The sequence below is a fragment of the Streptomyces sp. NRRL F-5755 genome (assembly GCF_001279365.1).
GTDB classification, from domain to species: Bacteria; Actinomycetota; Actinomycetes; order Streptomycetales; family Streptomycetaceae; genus Streptomyces; species Streptomyces rimosus.
Genome location: NZ_LGCW01000321.1, coordinates 1 through 17,829 on the forward strand (window position 1 = coordinate 1; position 17,829 = coordinate 17,829).

12 protein-coding genes, 1 tRNA gene and 1 pseudogene are annotated in these 17,829 nt (G+C 73.0%); 6 read left to right on the top strand and 8 right to left on the bottom strand.

What is annotated here, in order from left to right; all coding sequences use genetic code 11:
• Together ADK86_RS38805 and ADK86_RS38810 are read right to left on the bottom strand one after the other, a co-directional pair.
• Positions 1–1,471, bottom strand: a 1,471-nt coding sequence (locus ADK86_RS38805; protein ID WP_159394063.1) for an AAA family ATPase, incomplete at its 3' end; no start/stop codon positions are given.
• Positions 1,472–2,027: 556 nt separating this feature from the next.
• Positions 2,028–2,115: transfer RNA gene (locus ADK86_RS38810), tRNA-Leu, on the bottom strand.
• A 287-nt stretch (positions 2,116–2,402) separates the two neighbouring features.
• On the opposite strand from ADK86_RS38810, the gene ADK86_RS38815 reads away from it, so the two are divergent.
• Genes ADK86_RS38815 through ADK86_RS38830 form a run of 4 tightly spaced genes read left to right on the top strand, consistent with a single transcriptional unit; the run spans position 2,403 to position 8,911 of the window.
• Complete coding sequence (locus ADK86_RS38815; protein WP_053700869.1) at positions 2,403–4,100, top strand: thiamine pyrophosphate-binding protein; 1,698 nt, start codon at positions 2,403–2,405, stop codon at positions 4,098–4,100.
• Positions 4,101–4,110: 10 nt separating this feature from the next.
• Positions 4,111–5,367 (top strand): formyl-CoA transferase, encoded by a 1,257-nt coding sequence (gene frc / locus ADK86_RS38820; RefSeq protein WP_053700870.1) that lies wholly within the window; start codon positions 4,111–4,113, stop codon positions 5,365–5,367.
• Between the two features lie 32 nt (positions 5,368–5,399).
• Complete coding sequence (locus tag ADK86_RS38825; RefSeq protein ID WP_053700871.1) at positions 5,400–7,553, top strand: acetate--CoA ligase family protein; 2,154 nt, start codon at positions 5,400–5,402, stop codon at positions 7,551–7,553.
• Positions 7,550–8,911: an OFA family MFS transporter gene (locus ADK86_RS38830; RefSeq protein ID WP_053700910.1), complete on the top strand. Its 1,362-nt coding sequence runs from the start codon at positions 7,550–7,552 to the stop codon at positions 8,909–8,911. Before ADK86_RS38825 ends, ADK86_RS38830 begins: the two co-directional genes overlap by 4 nt.
• A gap of 25 nt (positions 8,912–8,936) precedes the next feature.
• Here ADK86_RS38830 and ADK86_RS38835 read toward each other — a convergent pair whose 3' ends face one another.
• The 3 genes from ADK86_RS38835 to ADK86_RS43580 all read right to left on the bottom strand — a co-directional run bounded on the left by ADK86_RS38835 (position 8,937) and on the right by ADK86_RS43580 (position 10,611).
• Complete coding sequence (locus ADK86_RS38835; RefSeq protein WP_053700872.1) at positions 8,937–9,581, bottom strand: PASTA domain-containing protein; 645 nt, start codon at positions 9,579–9,581, stop codon at positions 8,937–8,939.
• A gap of 153 nt (positions 9,582–9,734) precedes the next feature.
• On the bottom strand, positions 9,735–10,124 hold the full coding sequence (locus tag ADK86_RS38840; RefSeq protein ID WP_053700873.1) for a chorismate mutase: 390 nt from the start codon (positions 10,122–10,124) through the stop codon (positions 9,735–9,737).
• Positions 10,125–10,455: 331 nt separating this feature from the next.
• Positions 10,456–10,611 (bottom strand): hypothetical protein, encoded by a 156-nt coding sequence (locus tag ADK86_RS43580; RefSeq protein ID WP_159394064.1) that lies wholly within the window; start codon positions 10,609–10,611, stop codon positions 10,456–10,458.
• Between the two features lie 38 nt (positions 10,612–10,649).
• On the opposite strand from ADK86_RS43580, the gene ADK86_RS38850 reads away from it, so the two are divergent.
• Entirely contained in the window at positions 10,650–14,006 is a 3,357-nt protein-coding gene (locus ADK86_RS38850) for an ATP-binding protein (protein WP_053700875.1), read from the top strand.
• Between the two features lie 27 nt (positions 14,007–14,033).
• Here the strand turns inward: ADK86_RS38850 and ADK86_RS38855 are convergent, their stop codons facing one another.
• The gene (locus tag ADK86_RS38855) at positions 14,034–14,921 is read right to left on the bottom strand and encodes a siderophore-interacting protein (protein ID WP_053700876.1); all 888 of its coding nucleotides are present in this window, start codon (positions 14,919–14,921) and stop codon (positions 14,034–14,036) included.
• Between the two features lie 312 nt (positions 14,922–15,233).
• Between ADK86_RS38855 and ADK86_RS43585 the strand changes: the two genes are divergently transcribed.
• A complete protein-coding gene (locus tag ADK86_RS43585) occupies positions 15,234–16,136 on the top strand; it encodes a hypothetical protein (protein ID WP_053700877.1) in 903 nt (300 codons plus the stop codon).
• Between the two features lie 57 nt (positions 16,137–16,193).
• Here the strand turns inward: ADK86_RS43585 and ADK86_RS38865 are convergent.
• Together ADK86_RS38865 and ADK86_RS38870 are read right to left on the bottom strand one after the other, a co-directional pair.
• Positions 16,194–16,956, bottom strand: a pseudogene (locus ADK86_RS38865) (SDR family NAD(P)-dependent oxidoreductase).
• Between the two features lie 75 nt (positions 16,957–17,031).
• Positions 17,032–17,709 carry a GntR family transcriptional regulator gene (locus ADK86_RS38870; protein ID WP_053700878.1) on the bottom strand — a complete coding sequence of 226 codons (678 nt, stop codon included), beginning with the start codon at positions 17,707–17,709 and terminating at the stop codon, positions 17,032–17,034.
• Positions 17,710–17,829: the final 120 nt, after the last annotated feature.

Genomic DNA, 17,829 nt, shown 5'->3' on the forward strand with positions numbered 1-17,829 from the left:
CCCTACCCCCCAGCTCCTCCCTCTCCCCCAGGCCCTCCACCACCCGAAGCACCTCCAGCGCCTCATCCGCCCTGCCGAACCACAGCAGATGACCGATCAGCGCCTTCATGTCCCGGGGGGTGAGGCGCCCGGCCAGCGCGGCGTCGGTGAGGGCGGGCAGGTACCGTACGGCGGCGGACGGATCGACCCGCCACCCGGCCCGTACCAGCGCGATCCGCACCCTGAGCACCTGCCGCTCGTCCGCGCAGCTGTCCCGGGCCACGCGCAGGCAGTCCAGCGCCCGCCCCACCTCGTTACGGGCCAGTGCCGCCTCGGCCGCCTCCAGGAGGGCGGGCAGCACCCAGGGGGCGTCCACGTTCTCCGCGGCGACCAGGTGGCGGGCCAGTACGGTCGACGACGCCCCGTACTCGTACAGCACCCGGGCGACGCGGGCCTCCAGTTGCGGCGAGCGCGGCGGCTCCACCCGGCGCAGCACCGCCGTCCGCCCCGCCTCGTGACGGAACCGGCCGGCGGCCAGCAGCCCCATGTCGTGCAGGGCGCGCAGGCTGCGCTCGCCCGCCGCGCGCGGGACCCCGAGCAGTTCGGCGGGCTCGGCCCGTTCACCGCGCGGCCCGAGCACCGCCAGCACCCAGGCCGTACTGCGGGTGAGGCGGTCACTGCGGTTCAGGCACAGCGCGACGGCGCGTTCGTACGCCTCGCCAGGCACCAGCTCGGCACCCCCGGCGCGGTCCGCGTCCGCGTAATCATCCAACAGCGCCCGCATCAGCAGCGGACTGCCACCGCTCAGCCGGTGGAATTCCGATACGGGCGGCGCCGAACGCCGCCCTTTCCGCCCGTCGGCCAGCATGGCGGCGATACCGTCCCGCGGCAGCGCACCGACATGCACAAAACGGCATATCGGCCGCCGCAGCAATTCCCGCCGCGTACGACTGTCGTCCCACTCCGAACCGCTGCTTTCCCCGAGAACCACCAGAATCCTGCTGACATCCAGCCGTCGCACGACATGCAGCAGGCATTCCACGGAATAGGCATCGGCCAGATGTACGTCATCGACGCACACCACCACCGGCCGTTTCCTGGCCCGGGCGAAGAGAATTCCGCACAGCCGCGGAAACACATCCGCGACCACCTCTGCGGGAACGGCTCCGTCGGCGCCCCGCACCGGCACGCCGGCCGCGACCGGCGACGACAGCGGCCACACCGCCGGCTCCCCGTCCGCCCCGGGCGGCCCGGCGGTCCGCAGCAACTGCCCCACCACGCGCAGCGGCACGTCCTTGTCCGCCGCGGTCGCCGTGGCCTGCAACCACACCACACCGGCCGGCGCCGCCCGCTCCCGGAACGCGCGCAGCAACGCCGTCTTCCCGCCGCCCACCGCACCGCTGACCAACGCCGCCCCGCCACGCCCGGCCGCACAGGCGTCGAGCATGCCCTCCAGGACGGAGAGCTCCGTGTCCCGTTCCACCAACTTCATGAGCCGGCTTCACCCCCGTATCCGGACTCCCGCTGTTCAGTAGGACGGATATCCAGCCGCGACCGGCCCCTCGGCTCCAACAGCCACAGAAAATGCACCCGGCCGTCATTCCCCGGCCCCGGAACAGTCATCTCCCGCGTCCGCACCCGGCGACGACCCGCCCCGCCCTAACACGTCCCTTATTCCACCAACATTACCCCGCCACCACCCCCGGCAGGGAAACAATTTGAGGAGTCCACCATTCCCCTGACCACCCACCGCACGACCTCCCCCATCACCCTCACGGCGCGTAACAACAATCACCGTCCAGAGCCCCGAACCCACCCCACAGCAATCCCCCGATCCCCCACAATCCACCGCCCACAACACCACCGCCGCCCCCGCGAGCATCAATGGCCCCGGCCCGCCCCTGCCGCACCAATGGGAGATAACGCCCGCGCTTGAGAACCACCCACGGCGACCCGCACCGAAGATCACGGACTTCGGCGTCGCCGTCACGGCCGCTCCGCGGCTCGCGCCAAAAAGCAGAAGACCCCAGATGAACTGGGGTCTCAGCTGGTGTCCGAGGGGGGACTTGAACCCCCACGCCCGATAAAGGGCACTAGCACCTCAAGCTAGCGCGTCTGCCATTCCGCCACCCGGACTAGGTGTGGTCTTCGCGGGGCGTTCCCCGCGGCGACATGGACAACGATACCAAGGTTTGGGAGTGGGTTTCACCTGCCTATCCGGTCGGGACATAAGGGCGGCTTATGCCCCCGCCGGACGGCGGGGTGGCTTGAACGGTGCGGTCCGCCCTGGACAGCTGCGGTCCGATGCGGGATAACGCTCCATACAGTATTCGTCGACTGTATGCGATCTGCGATCACCGTGCCGTGCCCCGCAGCACCGGGCCTCCACCGAGCAGTCACCCCACGAAGGGACGCGATGCCCCATGCCCGACGACACCCAGAGCGCCAATCCCGACGCCCCCATCTCCGGCGGCCACCTCGTCGCCAAGGCCCTCAAAGCGGAGGGCGTGGACGTGATCTACACCCTCTGCGGCGGTCACATCATCGACATCTACGACGGCTGCGCGGACGAGGGCATCGACGTGGTGGACGTGCGGCATGAGCAGGTCGCCGCGCATGCCGCGGATGCCCATGCGCGGATCACCGGGCTGCCGGGGTGTGCGGTGGTCACCGCGGGGCCGGGGACGACGGACGCCGTGACCGGGGTGGCCAATGCCTTGCGGGCCGAGTCGCCGATGCTGCTGATCGGCGGGCAGGGGGCGCTCGGTCAGCACAAGATGGGGTCTCTTCAGGATCTGCCGCACGTCGAGATGATGACGCCGGTCACGAAGTTCGCGGCGACCGTTCCGGACACCGCGCGCGTCGCCGACATGGTCTCGATGGCGTTCCGGGAGTGCTTCCACGGGGCTCCCGGGCCGTCCTTCCTGGAGATCCCCCGGGACGTGCTGGACGCGAAGGTGCCGCGCGGTACGGCGCGGGTACCCCGGGCGGGGCACTACCGCGCCTCGACGCGTTCGGCGGGTGATCCGGACGCGGTCGAGCGGCTGGCCGAGCTGCTCGTACGGTCCGAGAAGCCGGCGGTTCTGCTCGGCGGCCAGGTGTGGACGACGCGCGGTACGGACGCGGCGGTCGCTCTCGTACGGGACCTGAACCTGCCCGCCTACATGAACGGCGCGGGCCGCGGCTCGCTGCCGCCCGGTGATCCGCACCACTTCCAGCTGTCCCGCCGGCACGCCTTCACACACGCCGATCTGATCGTGGTCGTCGGGACGCCGTTCGACTTCCGGATGGGGTACGGGAAGCGGCTTTCGCCTGCGGCGACCGTGGTGCAGATCGATCTGGACTACCGCACGGTCGGCCGGAACCGGGATGTCGATCTCGGGATCGTGGGCGACGCGGGGCTGGTGCTGGCCGCCGCCGCGCAGGCCGCGTCGGGGCGGCTGGACACCGGGGCGGCCCGGCGCAAGGAGTGGATCGAGGAGCTGCGGGCCGTCGAGGAGGCCGCGGTGGCGAAGCGGCTGCCGCTGCTGCGCTCGGACGCGGCGCCCGTCCACCCGTACCGCCTGGTCGCCGAGATCGACGCCTTCCTGACCGAGGACTCGGTCTTCATCGGGGACGGCGGCGACATCGTCACCTTCTCGGGGCAGGTGGTGCGGCCGAAGGCGCCGGGGCACTGGATGGACCCGGGGCCGCTGGGCACGCTCGGCGTCGGTGTGCCGTTCGTGCTGGCGGCGAAGCGGGCCCGGCCGGACAAGGAGGTCGTGGCGCTCTTCGGGGACGGCGCGTTCTCGCTGACGGGGTGGGACTTCGAGACGCTGGTCCGCTTCGGCCTGCCGTTCGTGGGGATCGTCGGCAACAACTCCTCGATGAACCAGATCCGGTACGGACAGCGCGCGAAGTACGGCGAGGCGCGGGAGCGGATCGGCAACACGCTGGGCGATGTGCCGTACGACGCCTTCGCGCGGATGCTCGGCGGGTACGGCGAGGAGGTCCGCGACCCCGCGCAGATCCGGCCGGCGCTGGAGCGCGCCCGGCGGTCCGGCCTGCCGTCGCTGATCAACGTCTGGGTGGACCCGGACGCGTACGCCCCCGGAACCGTCAACCAGACCATGTACAAGTGAGGAGTCGCTGATGGGCACCGCTCACGAGGACGGTCCCGGCGCCAAGGCCCTGACCGGGGTCCGGGTGCTGGACATGACCCATGTGCAGTCCGGCCCGTCCGCCACCCAGCTGCTCGCCTGGCTCGGCGCGGACGTGGTCAAGCTGGAAGCGGTCACCGGCGATGTCACCCGCGGTCAGCTGCGCGACATCCCGGACGTGGACTCGCTCTACTTCACGATGCTCAACTGCAACAAGCGCAGCATCACCCTGAACACGAAGACCGAGCGGGGCAAGGAGCTGCTGGCCGAGCTGATCCGGCGCTCGGACGTCCTGGTGGAGAACTTCGGGCCGGGCGCCGTGGACCGGATGGGCTTCCCGTGGGAGCGCGTCCGGGAGATCAATCCGCGCCTGGTGTACGCGTCGATCAAGGGCTTCGGCGAGGGCCCGTACACGAGGTTCAAGGCGTACGAGGTCGTCGCGCAGGCCATGGGCGGGGCGATGTCGACCACCGGGTCCGCGGACGGGCCACCGATGGCGACCGGTGCGCAGATCGGCGATTCGGGGACCGGCGTGCACTGCGTCGCCGGCATCCTCGCCGCGCTCTACCAGCGCGAACGCACCGGGCGCGGGCAGCGCGTCCAGGTCGCGATGCAGCACGCGGTGCTGAACCTGTGCCGGGTCAAACTGCGCGATCAGCAGCGCCTGGAGCGCGGTCCGCTGCCGGAGTACCCGAACGACGGCTTCGGGGACACGGTGCCGCGCAGCGGCAACGCGAGCGGCGGCGGGCAGCCCGGCTGGGCGGTACGGTGCGCGCCCGGCGGCCCCAACGACTACGTGTACGTGATCGTGCAGCCGGCGGGCTGGCGGCCGCTCGCGGAGCTGATCGGGCGGCCCGAGCTGGCCGAGGACCCCGAGTGGGCGACGCCGGCCGCGCGGCTGCCGAAGCTGGCGAAGATGTTCCAGCTCATCGAGGAGTGGAGCAGCACGCTGCCCAAGTGGGAGGTGCTGGACCGGCTGACCGCGCACGCCGTCCCGTGCGGCCCGGTGCTGTCCACCAAGGAGCTCGTCGAGGACGCGTCGCTGGCCGCGGACGGCATGCTCGTGCGGGTCCGGCATCCGCGGCGCGGCACGTTCACCACCGTCGGATCGCCGCTGAAGCTGTCCGACTCCCCCGTCGAGATCGACCGCTCGCCGCTGCTGGGCGAGCACAACGAGGAGGTGTACGGGGGCGAACTGGGGCTCGGTGCGGAGGAGTTGCGGCTGCTCAGGGAGGGCGGGGTCATCTGATGGACCGGTTGACGGGTGGACAGGAGCGTCTGATGGGCGATCGGTTACGGCACGCGGACCCGGCGGCCGTGCTGCGGGCCGCGCGGGCGGCCGGACGGACGACGCTGACGGCGCCCGAGGGGCGGCTTCTCGCGGCGGCGTACGGCATTCCCACTCCGGCGGAGGGCCTGGCGGAGTCGGCGGACGAGGCGGTGGCGCTCGCCGCCCGGACCGGCGGCCCGGTCGCGCTGAAGATCGTCTCGCCGGACATCCCGCACAAGACGGACGCGGGCGGCGTACGGGTGGGCCTGTCCTCGGCGGCCGAGGTACGGGCCGCGTACACGGAGGTGGTGCGGAACGCCGCCGCGTACGCCCCGGAGGCCCGCGTCGAGGGCGTACAGGTACAGCAGATGGTGCCGGAGGGGCTGGAGGTGCTCGTCGGGGCGGTCACCGACCCGACCTTCGGGAAAGTCGTGGCGTTCGGGCTCGGCGGAGTGCTGGTGGAGGTCCTCAAGGACGTCACGTTCCGCCTCGCGCCGGCCTCGGTGGCGGACGCGGAATCCATGCTGGACGACATCCGCGCGGCCGAGGTGCTGCGCGGTGTACGTGGTGGGCCCGCCGTGGACCGTTCGGCGCTGGCCGATCTGATCGTCCGGGTGTCCCGGCTGGCCGCCGACTTCCCCGAGATCGCCGAGGTGGACCTGAACCCAGTGTTCGCCGCGCCCGACGGCGTGCTCGCCGCCGACGTACGCATCGTGCTCGGTGACGGACCGCCTCCCCGGCGTCGCCGGTACGCCAAGGAGGAGATCCTCGCCTCTATGGAGCGGCTGATGCGCCCGCGCTCCGTCGTCGTCATCGGCGCCTCGAACGAGCCGGGGAAGATCGGCCACGCGGTGCTGCGCAACCTGCTCGACGGCGGTTTCGACGGCGCGGTCCACCCGGTGAATCCGAAGGGCGGCGACATTCTCGGCCGTACGGCGTACCGCTCCGTGGCGGATGTGCCGGACGGGGCCGATGTGGCCATCTTCGCCATTCCCGCGCCGCTGGTGCCCGCGGCCCTGGAGGAGGTGGGGCGCAAGGGCATACCGAACGCCGTGCTGATCCCCTCCGGTTTCGCCGAGACCGGTGAACACGCCCTCCAGGAACGCCTGGTGGCCGTCGCCGAGAAGTACGGGACCCGGCTGCTCGGCCCGAACATCTACGGCTACTACTCCCCCTGGCAGCGGCTGAGCGCCACGTTCTGCACCCCCTACGACGTCACCGGGCCGGTCGCGCTGACCTCGCAGTCCGGCGGCATCGGCATGGCCGTCCTGGGCTTCGCGCGCGCCACCCGCACGGGCGTCTCGGCGATCGTCGGGCTCGGCAACAAGGCCGATGTGGACGAGGACGACCTGCTCACGTACTTCGGCGCGGACCCGCGCACCAGGAGCATCGCGATGCACCTGGAGGACCTGAAGGACGGCCGGGCGTTCGTGGAGGCCGCGCGGGAGACCGTGCGCGAGAAGCCGGTCGTGGTCCTGAAGGCCGGGCGGACCGGCGCGGGCGCGAAGGCGGCCGGATCGCACACCGGCGCGCTGGCCGGTGACGACGCGGTCTACGACGCCGTACTCCGGCAGGCGGGCGTCATCCGGGCGCCGGGGCTCCACGAGATGCTGGAGTACGCGCGGGCGCTGCCCGTACTGCCGACGCCCAAGGGCGAGAACGTCATCATCATCACCGGGGCGGGCGGGTCCGGCGTCCTGCTCTCGGACGCGGCCGTCGACCACGGGCTGCGCCTCATGACGGTCCCCGACGACCTGGACGCCGCATTCCGGCGCTTCATCCCGCCGTTCGGGTCGGCCGGCAATCCCGTGGACATCACCGGCGGCGAACCGCCCTCCACGTACGAGGCCACCATCCGGCTCGGCATGACGGACCCGCGCGTCCACGCCCTGGTGCTCGGCTACTGGCACACCCTCGTCACCCCGCCCATGGTGTTCGCGGAACTGACCGCCCGAGTGGTGGCCGGTTTCCGGGCGGCGGGCATCGAGAAGCCGGTGGTGGCGTCGCTGGCCGGGGACACCGAGGTGGAGGAGGCGAGCGCGTACCTCTTCGAGTGGGGCGTGGTGGCGTACCCGTACACGACGGAGCTGCCGGTGGCGGTACTGGGGGCGAAGTACCGGTGGGCGCGGGCCGCCGGCCTGCTGCCGGGAGGCGGTGCGCGGTGACGACGCAGGACGTACGGCACCCGAGCCGGGCCGCGTTCACCGAGGTCCGGGACGCGCAGGGCCGGATCTACCGGCTGGGCGAGACGGACCGGCAGCTGCTCGGCCGCCCGCGGTGGACCATGGTGCTGCTGCCCTGGATCGCGATGCTCGGCATCAGCGTCTTCGAGTACGCCTACGGGGCCGCCGAATCGACCCTCTCCACGGCCCACCACTGGACGCACACCGGCACCTTCTGGGTGCTCAGCGTCTGGATCTTCTGCCAGGCGGCGGTGGCCTTCCCCGCGGGCAGGCTGCGGGAGAAGGGCCTGTTCAGCAGCCGGGCCGCGATGCTGTGCGGGTCTGTGCTGTCGCTGCTGGGCTTCCTCGGCCTGAGCCACGCCGCGGACATCCGGTGGGCGGTCGCCGGCTTCGGCGTGCTGGGCGGAACCGGCGCCGGTCTGGTCTACGCGACCTGCATCAACACGGTCGGCAAGTGGTATCCGGAGCGGCGCGGCGGCAAGACCGGCTTCGTCAACGGCGGCTTCGCGTACGGCGCCGTGCCGTTCGTCTTCCTGTTCTCCTACGGCTTCGACACCGGCGACTACCGGACCGTTCTGGACCTGGTCGGCCTGTACGTACTGTTGCTGACCGCCGTGGCGGGCCTGTTCTTCAAGGACCCGCCGAAGAACTGGTGGCCCGCGCACATCGACCCGCTGACCGTGCCGCGCGACGCCCGTACCTCCGCCGCGCTGCGCAGGAACCCGCCCGCGGCGGCGCAGTTCACACCGCGCGAGGCCGTCCGTACGGGCATGCTGCCGCTGATGTGGGTCTGCCTGCTGTGCACCGCCGGCGTCTCGATCTTCGGGATCTCCTTCCAGGTGCCGTTCGCCAGGGAGGCCGGGTTCGGGCCGCTGGTGGCCGCGTCCTCCATGGGCATCATGTCGGTGGTCAACGGCACGGGCCGGGGCGTGGTCGGCTGGCTCTCGGACCGGCTGGGGCGGCGGCCGACCCTGACGTATGTGTGCCTGATTCTCGGACTGGCCCAGTTCGGAGTGCTGTGGGCGGGCGAAAACGCCAACCAGCCGCTGTTCCTCGTCTTCGCCTTCATATCCGGCTTCGGCGGTGGCGCTTTCTTCCCGCTTTTCGCGGCCCTGGTCCCCGACTATTTCGGCGAGAACAACAACGCGTCGAACTACGGCCTCGTCTACAGCTCGAAACTCGTCTCCGGCCTCCTGGGCGGCGGTATCGGCGCGTCGGTGGTCGCGGCGTGGGGGTACGAGGGCGCTTACGCGGTGGCGGGATGCGTGGGGCTGCTGGCGGCGGGGCTGTCACTGTTGCTGCGACGGCCGGCAGGAAAGAAGGCGGCTGTGGCGGGGTAACGGATTCCCGGGACGTGCCCTCCCCTCAGCACTCCTCCTGGAATTTCACCGCTTCCAGCGTCACCGGCTGACCGTCCAGTTTCGTGCCCGCCGTGGGGTTCTGGCGGCACACCTTCCAATTGGATTCCACGAGAACCATCCGGTTGCGGCCCGACGCGTCCTTCACGGTGATACTGGTACTGGTGTCGAAAGCGCCCCGGGCCACCTTCACCGACTTGTTCCGGAGGTCGGGCATGGTCGAGGCGGGAGCAGCGGAGGCATCGGCCCCGGCGTCCTTGTCGGGGCAGGTCTCCGACAGTTTCACCGCCCCGAAATCCACCGTCTTACGCGTGTCGACCGCGCCGGGCCCGGGAGTCTGCGTACAGACCTTCCAGTTCCGGTCGAACGCCTGCATACGCCCGCGCCCGAGCGCGTCATGGCTGCGCAGCGCCCGGAAACCGGCCGCCTGGGCGGCGTCCTGCGCGCTCTGCAGACCCTTGCCCACCAGGTCGGGCAGCGTGGCCGTACGGGCCGGAGCGGGGCCCGGTGTGGTCTCCCCCGCCACGCTCGGCTCCGGCGCCGCCTTCGAGGGCGAACCGCCGTTGCCGTCGGCGCTCCCCGAGGGCTGGCAGGCGGCGAGCCCGAGGCAAAGAGCCGCGACAGCGGCGGCGGTGACGGTGGTGCGGTGCATGGCTCCCCCAGTGCGGGCATGGCGTCGGTCCGAGTACGGCGCCGGTACGGCGATGATGCCGTAACGGACCGTGACGGACAGGGAGACCGCCGGTACCCCGCGAGGGTTGTACGGGGTGGGGAGGGAATTCTTGTTCGGCCGCCGCCGTCCCGGTCAGTGTTCGGCGGCCGGGACCGACACCTCGGGAGCCTCGTCCGCCGCGGGTGTGCCCTGCTGCGCAATGGCTTTGTGGTGCCGCACGACCTCGCCGATGATGAAATTCAGGAATTTCTCGGCGAAAGCCGGATCCAGTTTGGCGTCCTCCGCCAATGTGCGCAGGCGGGCGATCTGGGTGGCCTCGCGGGCCGGATCGGCGGGCGGCAGATTGTGGCGGGCCTTGAGCTCACCGACCTGCTGGGTGCACTTGAACCGCTCGGCGAGCAGGTGCACCAGCGCGGCATCCAGATTGTCGATGCTGCCCCGCAGGTAGATCAGGCGCTCGCGCGCCTCCTCGTCGGCGACGGAGGTCGCGTCGCCCGCCAGTGGTGCGGTCCCCTCGCTCATGTACGTCTCGCCAATCTGGTCGTACCGGCCGCCCCGGTCGGGCAGTGCTGATCCTGTGCACACTACCCGGCCACGGGCGTACGGCTTAACCGCGCGGCGCGCGCAGACTCCGCAGGTGGCGGGCCGAGCGGCGGGCGGCGGACAGGGAGCCCACCGGCGGCGCCGTACGCGTTGAATTCCGCGGCGGCGCGTTTCCAGGCGCCGATGGTGTTGCCGTAGCGGAGAGCTGGATACCGAGGCGGCCGGGCGGGATGACGGGGCGGTGGTGGGGGCGCCGGGCTGGGGTGCGTGCGCGGGGGCGCCTCCGGGGCCGAGGAGGGCGCCGGGTCGGTCATGACATGTGTCCCTTCTGGACCAGTACGGCGACGACGATGATCACGCCCTTGGCGATCTGCTGGACGGCGGTCTCCAGGTTGGTGAGGGCGGACAGACGGACGGGATCGATGGCCGCTTTTCCTCTCCGAGGACAAAGCTCTGGAGTGGTCACCGTCCGGCGGCATACGGCCGCCCGGGGACAATGGCCCGGTGATCTACCGCTACCGCATTCTCGGCACCGCGCAGGCCCGCCGCCCCGACGGCACCGAGGTGCCGTTGAAGGGTGCGCGGCTTCGGGCGCTGCTGGTGGCCCTGGCGGCGGGTGGCGGGCGGCCGGTGTCGGTGGCGCGCCTGATCGCGCAGGTGTGGGGGGAGGACGCGGAGCCGCCCGCGGATGCCCCGGCGGCGCTTCAGGCTCTGGTGGGGCGCTTGCGGCGGGCGCTCGGCGGGCCGGCGGTGACCTCGTCGCCCGGCGGGTACGCGCTGGCGGCCGAGACGGACGCCATCGACCTGTTCCGCTTCGAGCGGCTGACGGCGGAGGGCACCGCCGCGCTGCGCGCGGGCGACCCCGCGAGCGCCGCCGGTCTGCTGGACGAGGCGCTGGCGCTGTGGCACGGTCCCGCGCTGGCGGATCTGCCGGACCGGGACGGCGACCCGCTCGCCGTACGGGCCGAACGGCGGCACGGCGAGGCGCGCCGTGCCCGGCTGGCGGCCGAGGTGGCGTGCGGCCGGGCGGCCGACGCGCTGGCCGAGCTGGCGGCGCTGGCCGTGGCGGAGCCACTGGACGAGCCTCTGCAAACGCTGTACATCCGGGCGCTGTCGGCGGCGGGGCGGCAGGCCGAGGCGTTGCAGGCGTACGAGGAGGTACGGGCCGGGCTCGCCGAGCGGCTGGGCACGGACCCCGGTACCGAACTGCGTGCCCTGCACGCGGAGTTGCTGGCCGGATCGCCGGAACCGGCCCCGGCGCCCCGCACGCCCGTGCCGTCCGCGCGGCTCCGCTCCCGCCTCAGTTCGTTCGTCGGCCGGGACGCCGAACTAGCCAGCCTAGTCGAGGAGTTGGAGAGTAGCCGACTGATCACTCTCCTCGGCGCGGGCGGTGTCGGCAAGACCCGGCTGGCCCTGGAGGCCGCCGACGCGGCGGTCGCGGACGGCGCGCGGTGGCCCGACGGCGTCCGGGTCGCCGAGCTGGCCTCCGTACGGGACGCGGAGAACGTGCCCGAGGCCGTGCTGACCGCGCTCGGCGGGCATCCGACGCAGGTACGCGCCCCCGGTGCCGACGATTTGCGCGCGCCTGGCGGTCCCACGACGCCGCTCGCCCAGGTGGTGGAGCACTGCGGGCAGCGGCGGCTGCTGCTCGTCTTGGACAACTGCGAGCACGTGATCGGCTCGGCGGCCGGGCTGGCGCACGCCGTCCTGGCCGGCTGCCCCGGTGTGACGGTGCTGGCCACCAGCCGTGAACCGCTCGGCGTGCCGGGCGAGTCGGTGCGCCCCGTCGAGCCGCTGCCGCCGTCGGCCGCGCTCCGGCTGCTGGCCGAGCGGGGCGCCGCCGCGCGCCCCGGATTCCGTACGGAGGACGACCCGGCCGCGTGCGCGGAGATCTGCCGCAGGCTCGACGGGCTGCCGCTCGCCATCGAGCTGGCGGCGGCGCGGCTGCGGGCGCTGACGCCGCGGCAGATCGCGGAGCGGCTGGACGACCGGTTCCGGCTGCTGAGCGGCGGCAGCCGGACGGCGCTGCCCCGGCAGCAGACGCTGCGGGCGGTGGTGGACTGGTCGTGGGACCTGCTCACGGCGGACGAGCGGGCGGTGCTGCGCCGCCTGGCCGTCTTCTCCGGGGGCTGCGAAGTGACGGAGGCGGAGCAGGTGTGTGCCGTCCCGGGCCCGGCCGACGGCCCCCGCTCCCCCGCCGATGTCCTGGACGCGCTCACCTCGCTTGTCGACAAGTCGCTGGTCACCGCCGCCCCGGAGAGCCCGCGCGGCATGCGCTACCGGCTGCTCGAAACGGTCGCCGAGTACGCCGGAGAGCGACTGACGGAGTCCGGTGAGCGGGCGGCCGTGGAGCTGCGGCACCTGACGGCGTACCGGGAGCTGGCCCGTACCGGCGAGCCCGGACTGCGCGGGCCGCGGCAGGCGGAGTGGCTGGCGCGCCTGGAGAGTGAGCATGACAACGTGCGGGCCGCGCTGCGCACGGCGGTCGGCCGGGGCGAGGAGCAGGAGGGGCTGTGCCTGGCGCTGTCGATGAGCTGGTTCTGGCAGCTGCGCAACCACCAGGCGGACGCGCGGCACTGGGCCGCCGCCGTCGCGGACCTGGGCCCCGACCCGTTCGCCGATCCGGTACGGCCGGCGGAGCCGCTGGCGGACCGGTGCACAGCGGTCGCGCCGCCGTGGTCGGGGGAGCGGCTGCGGGAGGCCCGGCGCGGGGTGCGGCTGCTGGTGCTGGCCGGCAGCGGTGAGGGGGCCGGGCCGTCCAGGCTGGTGCGTGCGGAGTCGGTCGTGGCCGCGTACCGTCCCGGGCTGCCGCAGACCGGGCGGCAGCCGGGCGTGATGTGGTTCTTCGCCCGGCTGATGACCGGCGGGTTCGCCGGGCTGGACGAGACCGTCGACGCCGTCGTACGCCACTGCCGGGAGCTGGGCGACGGCTGGGAACTGGGCCTGGCGCTGCTGCTGCGGACCAAGCTGCTCGACAACCGGCCCGCCGGACTGGACCGGTCGGCGCGCGACGCCGAGGAGGCGCTGTCCCTCTTCGAGGAGGCCGGTGACCTGTGGGGCATCGCCGAGTCCTTGTCCGCGCGCGGCGACACATACGAGCGGCGCGGGCAGTACGCACTGGCGGACGCGGACTTCTCGCGCGCCATGGAGGCTTCTGAACGGATCGGCGCGCACGCTCAAGTGCCGGAGTTCAAGGCGCGGCTGGCGTCCGTACGACTGGAGGGGACCTACGGGACGGAGGAAGGCGCCGCGGTGCGGTCACCCCGCGTCCAGCAGGCCGAGCAACTGCTGCTGGAAGCCGTGGCCGAATCCCTGCCCGCCGCCGGGGAGACACTGAGCACGGCGCGGCTGCTGCTGGCGCGGCACTACGGCCGGACCGGCCGGACCGGCCTCGCCCGGGAGCAGCTGAACGAGGCGGAGCAGGCGTTCACCAGCGGAACCCCGCCGGTCTTCACGGGCATGGTGAGCGGGCTGCACGGCTGGCTGGACTGTCTCGACGGGGATTTCGTCCGGGCCCGTGAGCACGTGCGCCGGGCCGTCCGGCAGCTCGCCGCCCTCGCGCACCTGGTGGCTCCGTACCTGGTCACCCATCAGTTCCTCGGCGCCGCATGGGCGATGGCGGAGCTGGGCGCGGCCGGGGAAGGGACTGCCGAGGCAGGGGCGCGCCTGCTGGGTGCGTACGACCGGCACGCGTCCGAGGCCGAGGGCTTCGGTTTCCAGCCGCTGCCGCCCGCGGTGGAGGCCCGGGTACGGGAGCGGGCCGGGGCGGCGGTGCGCGCGGCGCTGGCGGCGGACGCGTACGAGAGCGCTTACCGCGAAGGCGGCGGCCTCTCCGTGAAGGAGGCCGCCGCCCTCATCTGACCAGCGCGAACTCCGGTGCCCGCGTGCCTACTGGGCGTCCGCCAGCCGCTCCCGCGCCTCGGCCAGGTCCTCTTCCGTCGGCGCGTCGTCCTGGGACAGCGCACGGCGCCAGTAGCCGGTGAAGTCGAGGGACCGCTTGTCCAGGCCCCGGTCCTCGACGAGATGCCGCCGCAGGGCACGTACCGCGCCCGCCTCCCCGGCGAGCCAGGCGAAGACCGAACCGGCGGGGAAGCGGGCCCCGCGTACCGCTTCGACCAGCAGCTCACCGGGCCCGGCCGCGCCCCGGCCGCGGTGCAGCCAGTGCACGGTCAGATCGCCGCGGGTGGCGAGGGTCTGCTCCTCCGCCGCGTCCGCCACCTCGATGTACGCCACCGCGCGGGCCCCTTCGGGCAGCCACTCGGCGAGGGTGCCGATGGCGGGCAGCGCGGTCTCGTCCCCGGCGAGCAGCGTCCAGTCGGCCGCACCGAGGGGGACGGGCCGGGCGAAGTACGCCGAGGGGCCGAACATGCCGAGCGTGTCGCCGGGCGCGGCGCGGCCCGCCCACTCGGTCGCCGGGCCGCGCGCCGCCCCCGCGCCGTGCAGCACGAAGTCGATGTCGATCGTCGCGTCCTCGGGGTGGTGCGCGCGGACGGTATAGCTGCGCATCCACGGCCGTTCGCCCTCGGGGATCGCGTGGTACGCCGCGTACCAGCGCATCGGGTCGCCGTCGGCGGGCGGCTCCGGGAGCCGCGGGACGGTCCGGCCCGGCTTGGGGAAGTACAGCTTCACCTGCTGGTCCGGCGCGTCGAGACGGAAGCCGGCGAGGTCGGGACCGCCGAAGGTGACGCGCACCATGCGCGGTGAGAGGCGCCGGACCGCGGTGACCCGGAGGTAGCGGACCGGCAGGGTGGCGGGCTGGGAAGGGTGCTGTCGCATGGTGTCTCCGTGGACAGGGCCATCGGCCGGCGACGGGCCGTGGCGCGCGGACGGCACAGCGCGCGCGGGACCTCCGGCGCGCCGTACGGGGCAGTGGGACGACCGTCGCAGCCGCCGCCTACACGGCACCTACAGCGCACCTGCACGCGCGGCATGCGTGCGGGCGGTCGCCGCCGCCCCTGCCCGAGCTATCCGGGTGATTCGCCCCCGAGGCCGTCACTACGGAGGCCCCGCCGTCAATACGTCTGCTGACAGGAAGCGTCCGGTGCCACCGGCCGCGTAGGGTCCCGCACGAGAACGGAACACACCACCATGCCCACGGACCGTTGCCGACTGCTGCCCATCGCCTCCGCGAGCGCCCTGGCCCTCGCCGCCACCCTGGGCGCCGGGGCCGCCCTCGTCGCCTCGCCCGCCACCGCCTCCGGGCCCGCGCGCGCCGCCGCGCCCCAGGACCCGCGGGAGGCGACGGTGCGGGTGGGGACCGGCACCGCCAACTTCTGCCTCACCCCCGACGCCACCCGCGCGCTCGACAAGGCCGGAATCCGCCTGGCCCCGATCGCCCCGTCGAAGCTCACCGGACCGGCCGCGCGCCGCTGCGTGACCACCCCGATCTCCGGCGGCACGCTCAACACCCGCTTCACCTCCGGGCACCTCGACTTCGGGGGCGGCTTCGACTTCGTACGCAAGGACCACCGCCATCTGAAGGTCAGCGCGCTGCGGGGCGAACTCGCCACCTCGCGCGTCACCGGCACCGTCGGCGGCTCCAAGGGACGCCGGACCGACTTCCTGGCGTTCCACGTCGATCCGAACCGGGTCAAGGTGGGCAGCGGACAGGCACAGGCCAAGATGAGCTTCACCCTCACCGAGCGCGGCGTCGGCGCCTTCCGCGGCGCGTTCCGGGGGCAGTCGCCGATCGGCGCGGGTCAGCGCATGTTCGACGGGGACGGCGCGGCGAAGTTCACCCTGCAGCAGGCCGGCAGCGCGTCGCCCGGGACCGGCACCACCCAGAACCAGGTGACCCCCGCCCCGGCCCGGCAGACGCCCGGCACGGCGCAGAAGCCGTCGGCGGGCGCCGCGCAGCGCCCGTCGGCCGGTGCCGCGCAGCAGCCGGCCGGTCAGTCGCCCGCCGCCTCGCCCCGCCCGGCGGCCGACTCGGCCCCCGCGCGGCAGAACGACGTGGCGATGGACCCGGTCAACGCGATCTCGGCCGACTGAGCGTCAGGCCGGCTCGGTGGCCGGCGCGATGGCCGCCCGGCCTTCGCGCCGGCCTCGCTACAGGTTGACGCCCCCGGTGACGTCGATCTTGGCCCCGATGATCCGGCGGGCGTCGTCGGAGGCCAGGAAGGCGACCGCGTCGGCGATGTCCGGGACCCGGCCGATCCGGCCGAGCGCGGTCAGGCCGATGGTGCGCTCCACGTTCGCCGGGTCGGCTGGCACCTCGGAGGTCATGTCGGTGCGGGTGAAGCCGACCGAGACGCGTTGACGGTGATGCCGCGGGGGCCGAGGTGCTTGGCCAGGGTGTGGCTGAACACGTCGAGTGCGCCCTTGGTGAGCGGATATCCGATGCCGTGGGCGGAGGCGATACGGGTCGAGACGGAGGAGATGTTGATGATCCGGCCGCCGTCGCGCAGCCGGGGCAGCAGCCGCTGTGTGAGGAAGAACGACGCCTTGACGTTGACCGCGACCATCCGGTCGAACTCCTCAGGAGTGAGCACCTCGATCGGCCGTCCCATGAAATTGAGCCCCGCGTTGCGCACCAGGATGTCGATCGCCGGTTCCCCATGTGCGTGCAGTCCGGCCTCCAGACCGCCCACGAGCGTGTCCACGTCGCCGGGAACGCCCAGTTCGGCGCCCACGACGAAGGCCGGCCGCCGGCCTCGGCGATGGCCGCGGCGGTCTCCTTGGCCGCCGCCTCGTTGCTGCCGTGGTGCACGGCCACCAGAGCGCCGTCCCGGGCCAGGCGTTCGGCGATGCCCCGTCCGATGCCCCGGCTGCTACCGGTGACCAGCGCAACCTTGCCGCCGAAGTTTCCCATGGTCACTCCTCGATCGTCTGCGTGGAGTTCTCCCTCGCCCCCAGTAACCATGGTTAGCCGAATCTAAGTTACGGCTCAGCTCTCGGCCCGCTCGTGATACATCCGCCGGGTGTGCTCCGTGTGGGCCCGCATGACCGCGGTCGCCCGGGCCTCGTCCCGGTCGGTGATCGCCGCGATCAGCTCGCGGTGTTCGGCCCAGGACCGCTTGCCGCGCTGCCGGGCCACGGGCGTGTAGTACCAGCGCACCCGCCGCCCGACCTGCGCCGCCAGATCGGCCAGCACCGCGTTGCCCGCCAGGGCCATCACCTTGGCGTGGAACTCCGCGTTGGTGGCGACCGCGGTCTCCACGTCGTCGTCCCGTACCGCCTGTTCACCCTTGTCGCACAGCGCTTCCAGCTCCGCGATGCCCGCCGATCCGGCGTTGGCGGCGGCGAGCCGGGCGGCCTCCGCCTCCAGCAGGGTGCGTACGGTGAGCAGCTGGTCGGCCTCCTCCTCGGTGGGCTCGTGCACGAACGCGCCCTGCGCCGGGCGCAGATCGACCCAGCCCTCCGTGTTGAGCCGCTGCAGCGCCTCGCGGACCGGCTGCCGGGAGACACCGAGGTGGCCCGCCAGCTCGCTCTCGACGAGGTGCTGGCCGGGGCGCAGCGCGCGGGTCGTGATCAGTTCGAGGAGCGCTTCGTAGACGCGCTCGCGCAGCGGGCCGGGGCGTTCCAGCTTCGGCACGGTGCCCTGCGGCAGCCCTGTGGACAGCATCGAGATACCCCTCCGTGGACGCGACCGGGGGCGGTGCGGGTGCGCGCGGCCGCCCGGGCGACCGATTGGTTATCGTCTACAGTCTACCGATCAGCGCCGCCCGCGCGCGGGCCGTCCACC

Coding starts and splice junctions, on each gene's coding strand:
- ADK86_RS38815 (WP_053700869.1), top strand. CDS start 2,403: ATGCCCGACGACACCCAGAGCGCCAATCCCGACGCCCCCATCTCCGGC.
- frc (WP_053700870.1), top strand. CDS start 4,111: ATGGGCACCGCTCACGAGGACGGTCCCGGCGCCAAGGCCCTGACCGGG.
- ADK86_RS38825 (WP_053700871.1), top strand. CDS start 5,400: ATGGGCGATCGGTTACGGCACGCGGACCCGGCGGCCGTGCTGCGGGCC.
- ADK86_RS38835 (WP_053700872.1), bottom strand. CDS start 9,581: ATGCACCGCACCACCGTCACCGCCGCCGCTGTCGCGGCTCTTTGCCTC.
- ADK86_RS38840 (WP_053700873.1), bottom strand. CDS start 10,124: ATGAGCGAGGGGACCGCACCACTGGCGGGCGACGCGACCTCCGTCGCC.
- ADK86_RS38855 (WP_053700876.1), bottom strand. CDS start 14,921: ATGCGACAGCACCCTTCCCAGCCCGCCACCCTGCCGGTCCGCTACCTC.
- ADK86_RS43585 (WP_053700877.1), top strand. CDS start 15,234: ATGCCCACGGACCGTTGCCGACTGCTGCCCATCGCCTCCGCGAGCGCC.
- ADK86_RS38870 (WP_053700878.1), bottom strand. CDS start 17,709: ATGCTGTCCACAGGGCTGCCGCAGGGCACCGTGCCGAAGCTGGAACGC.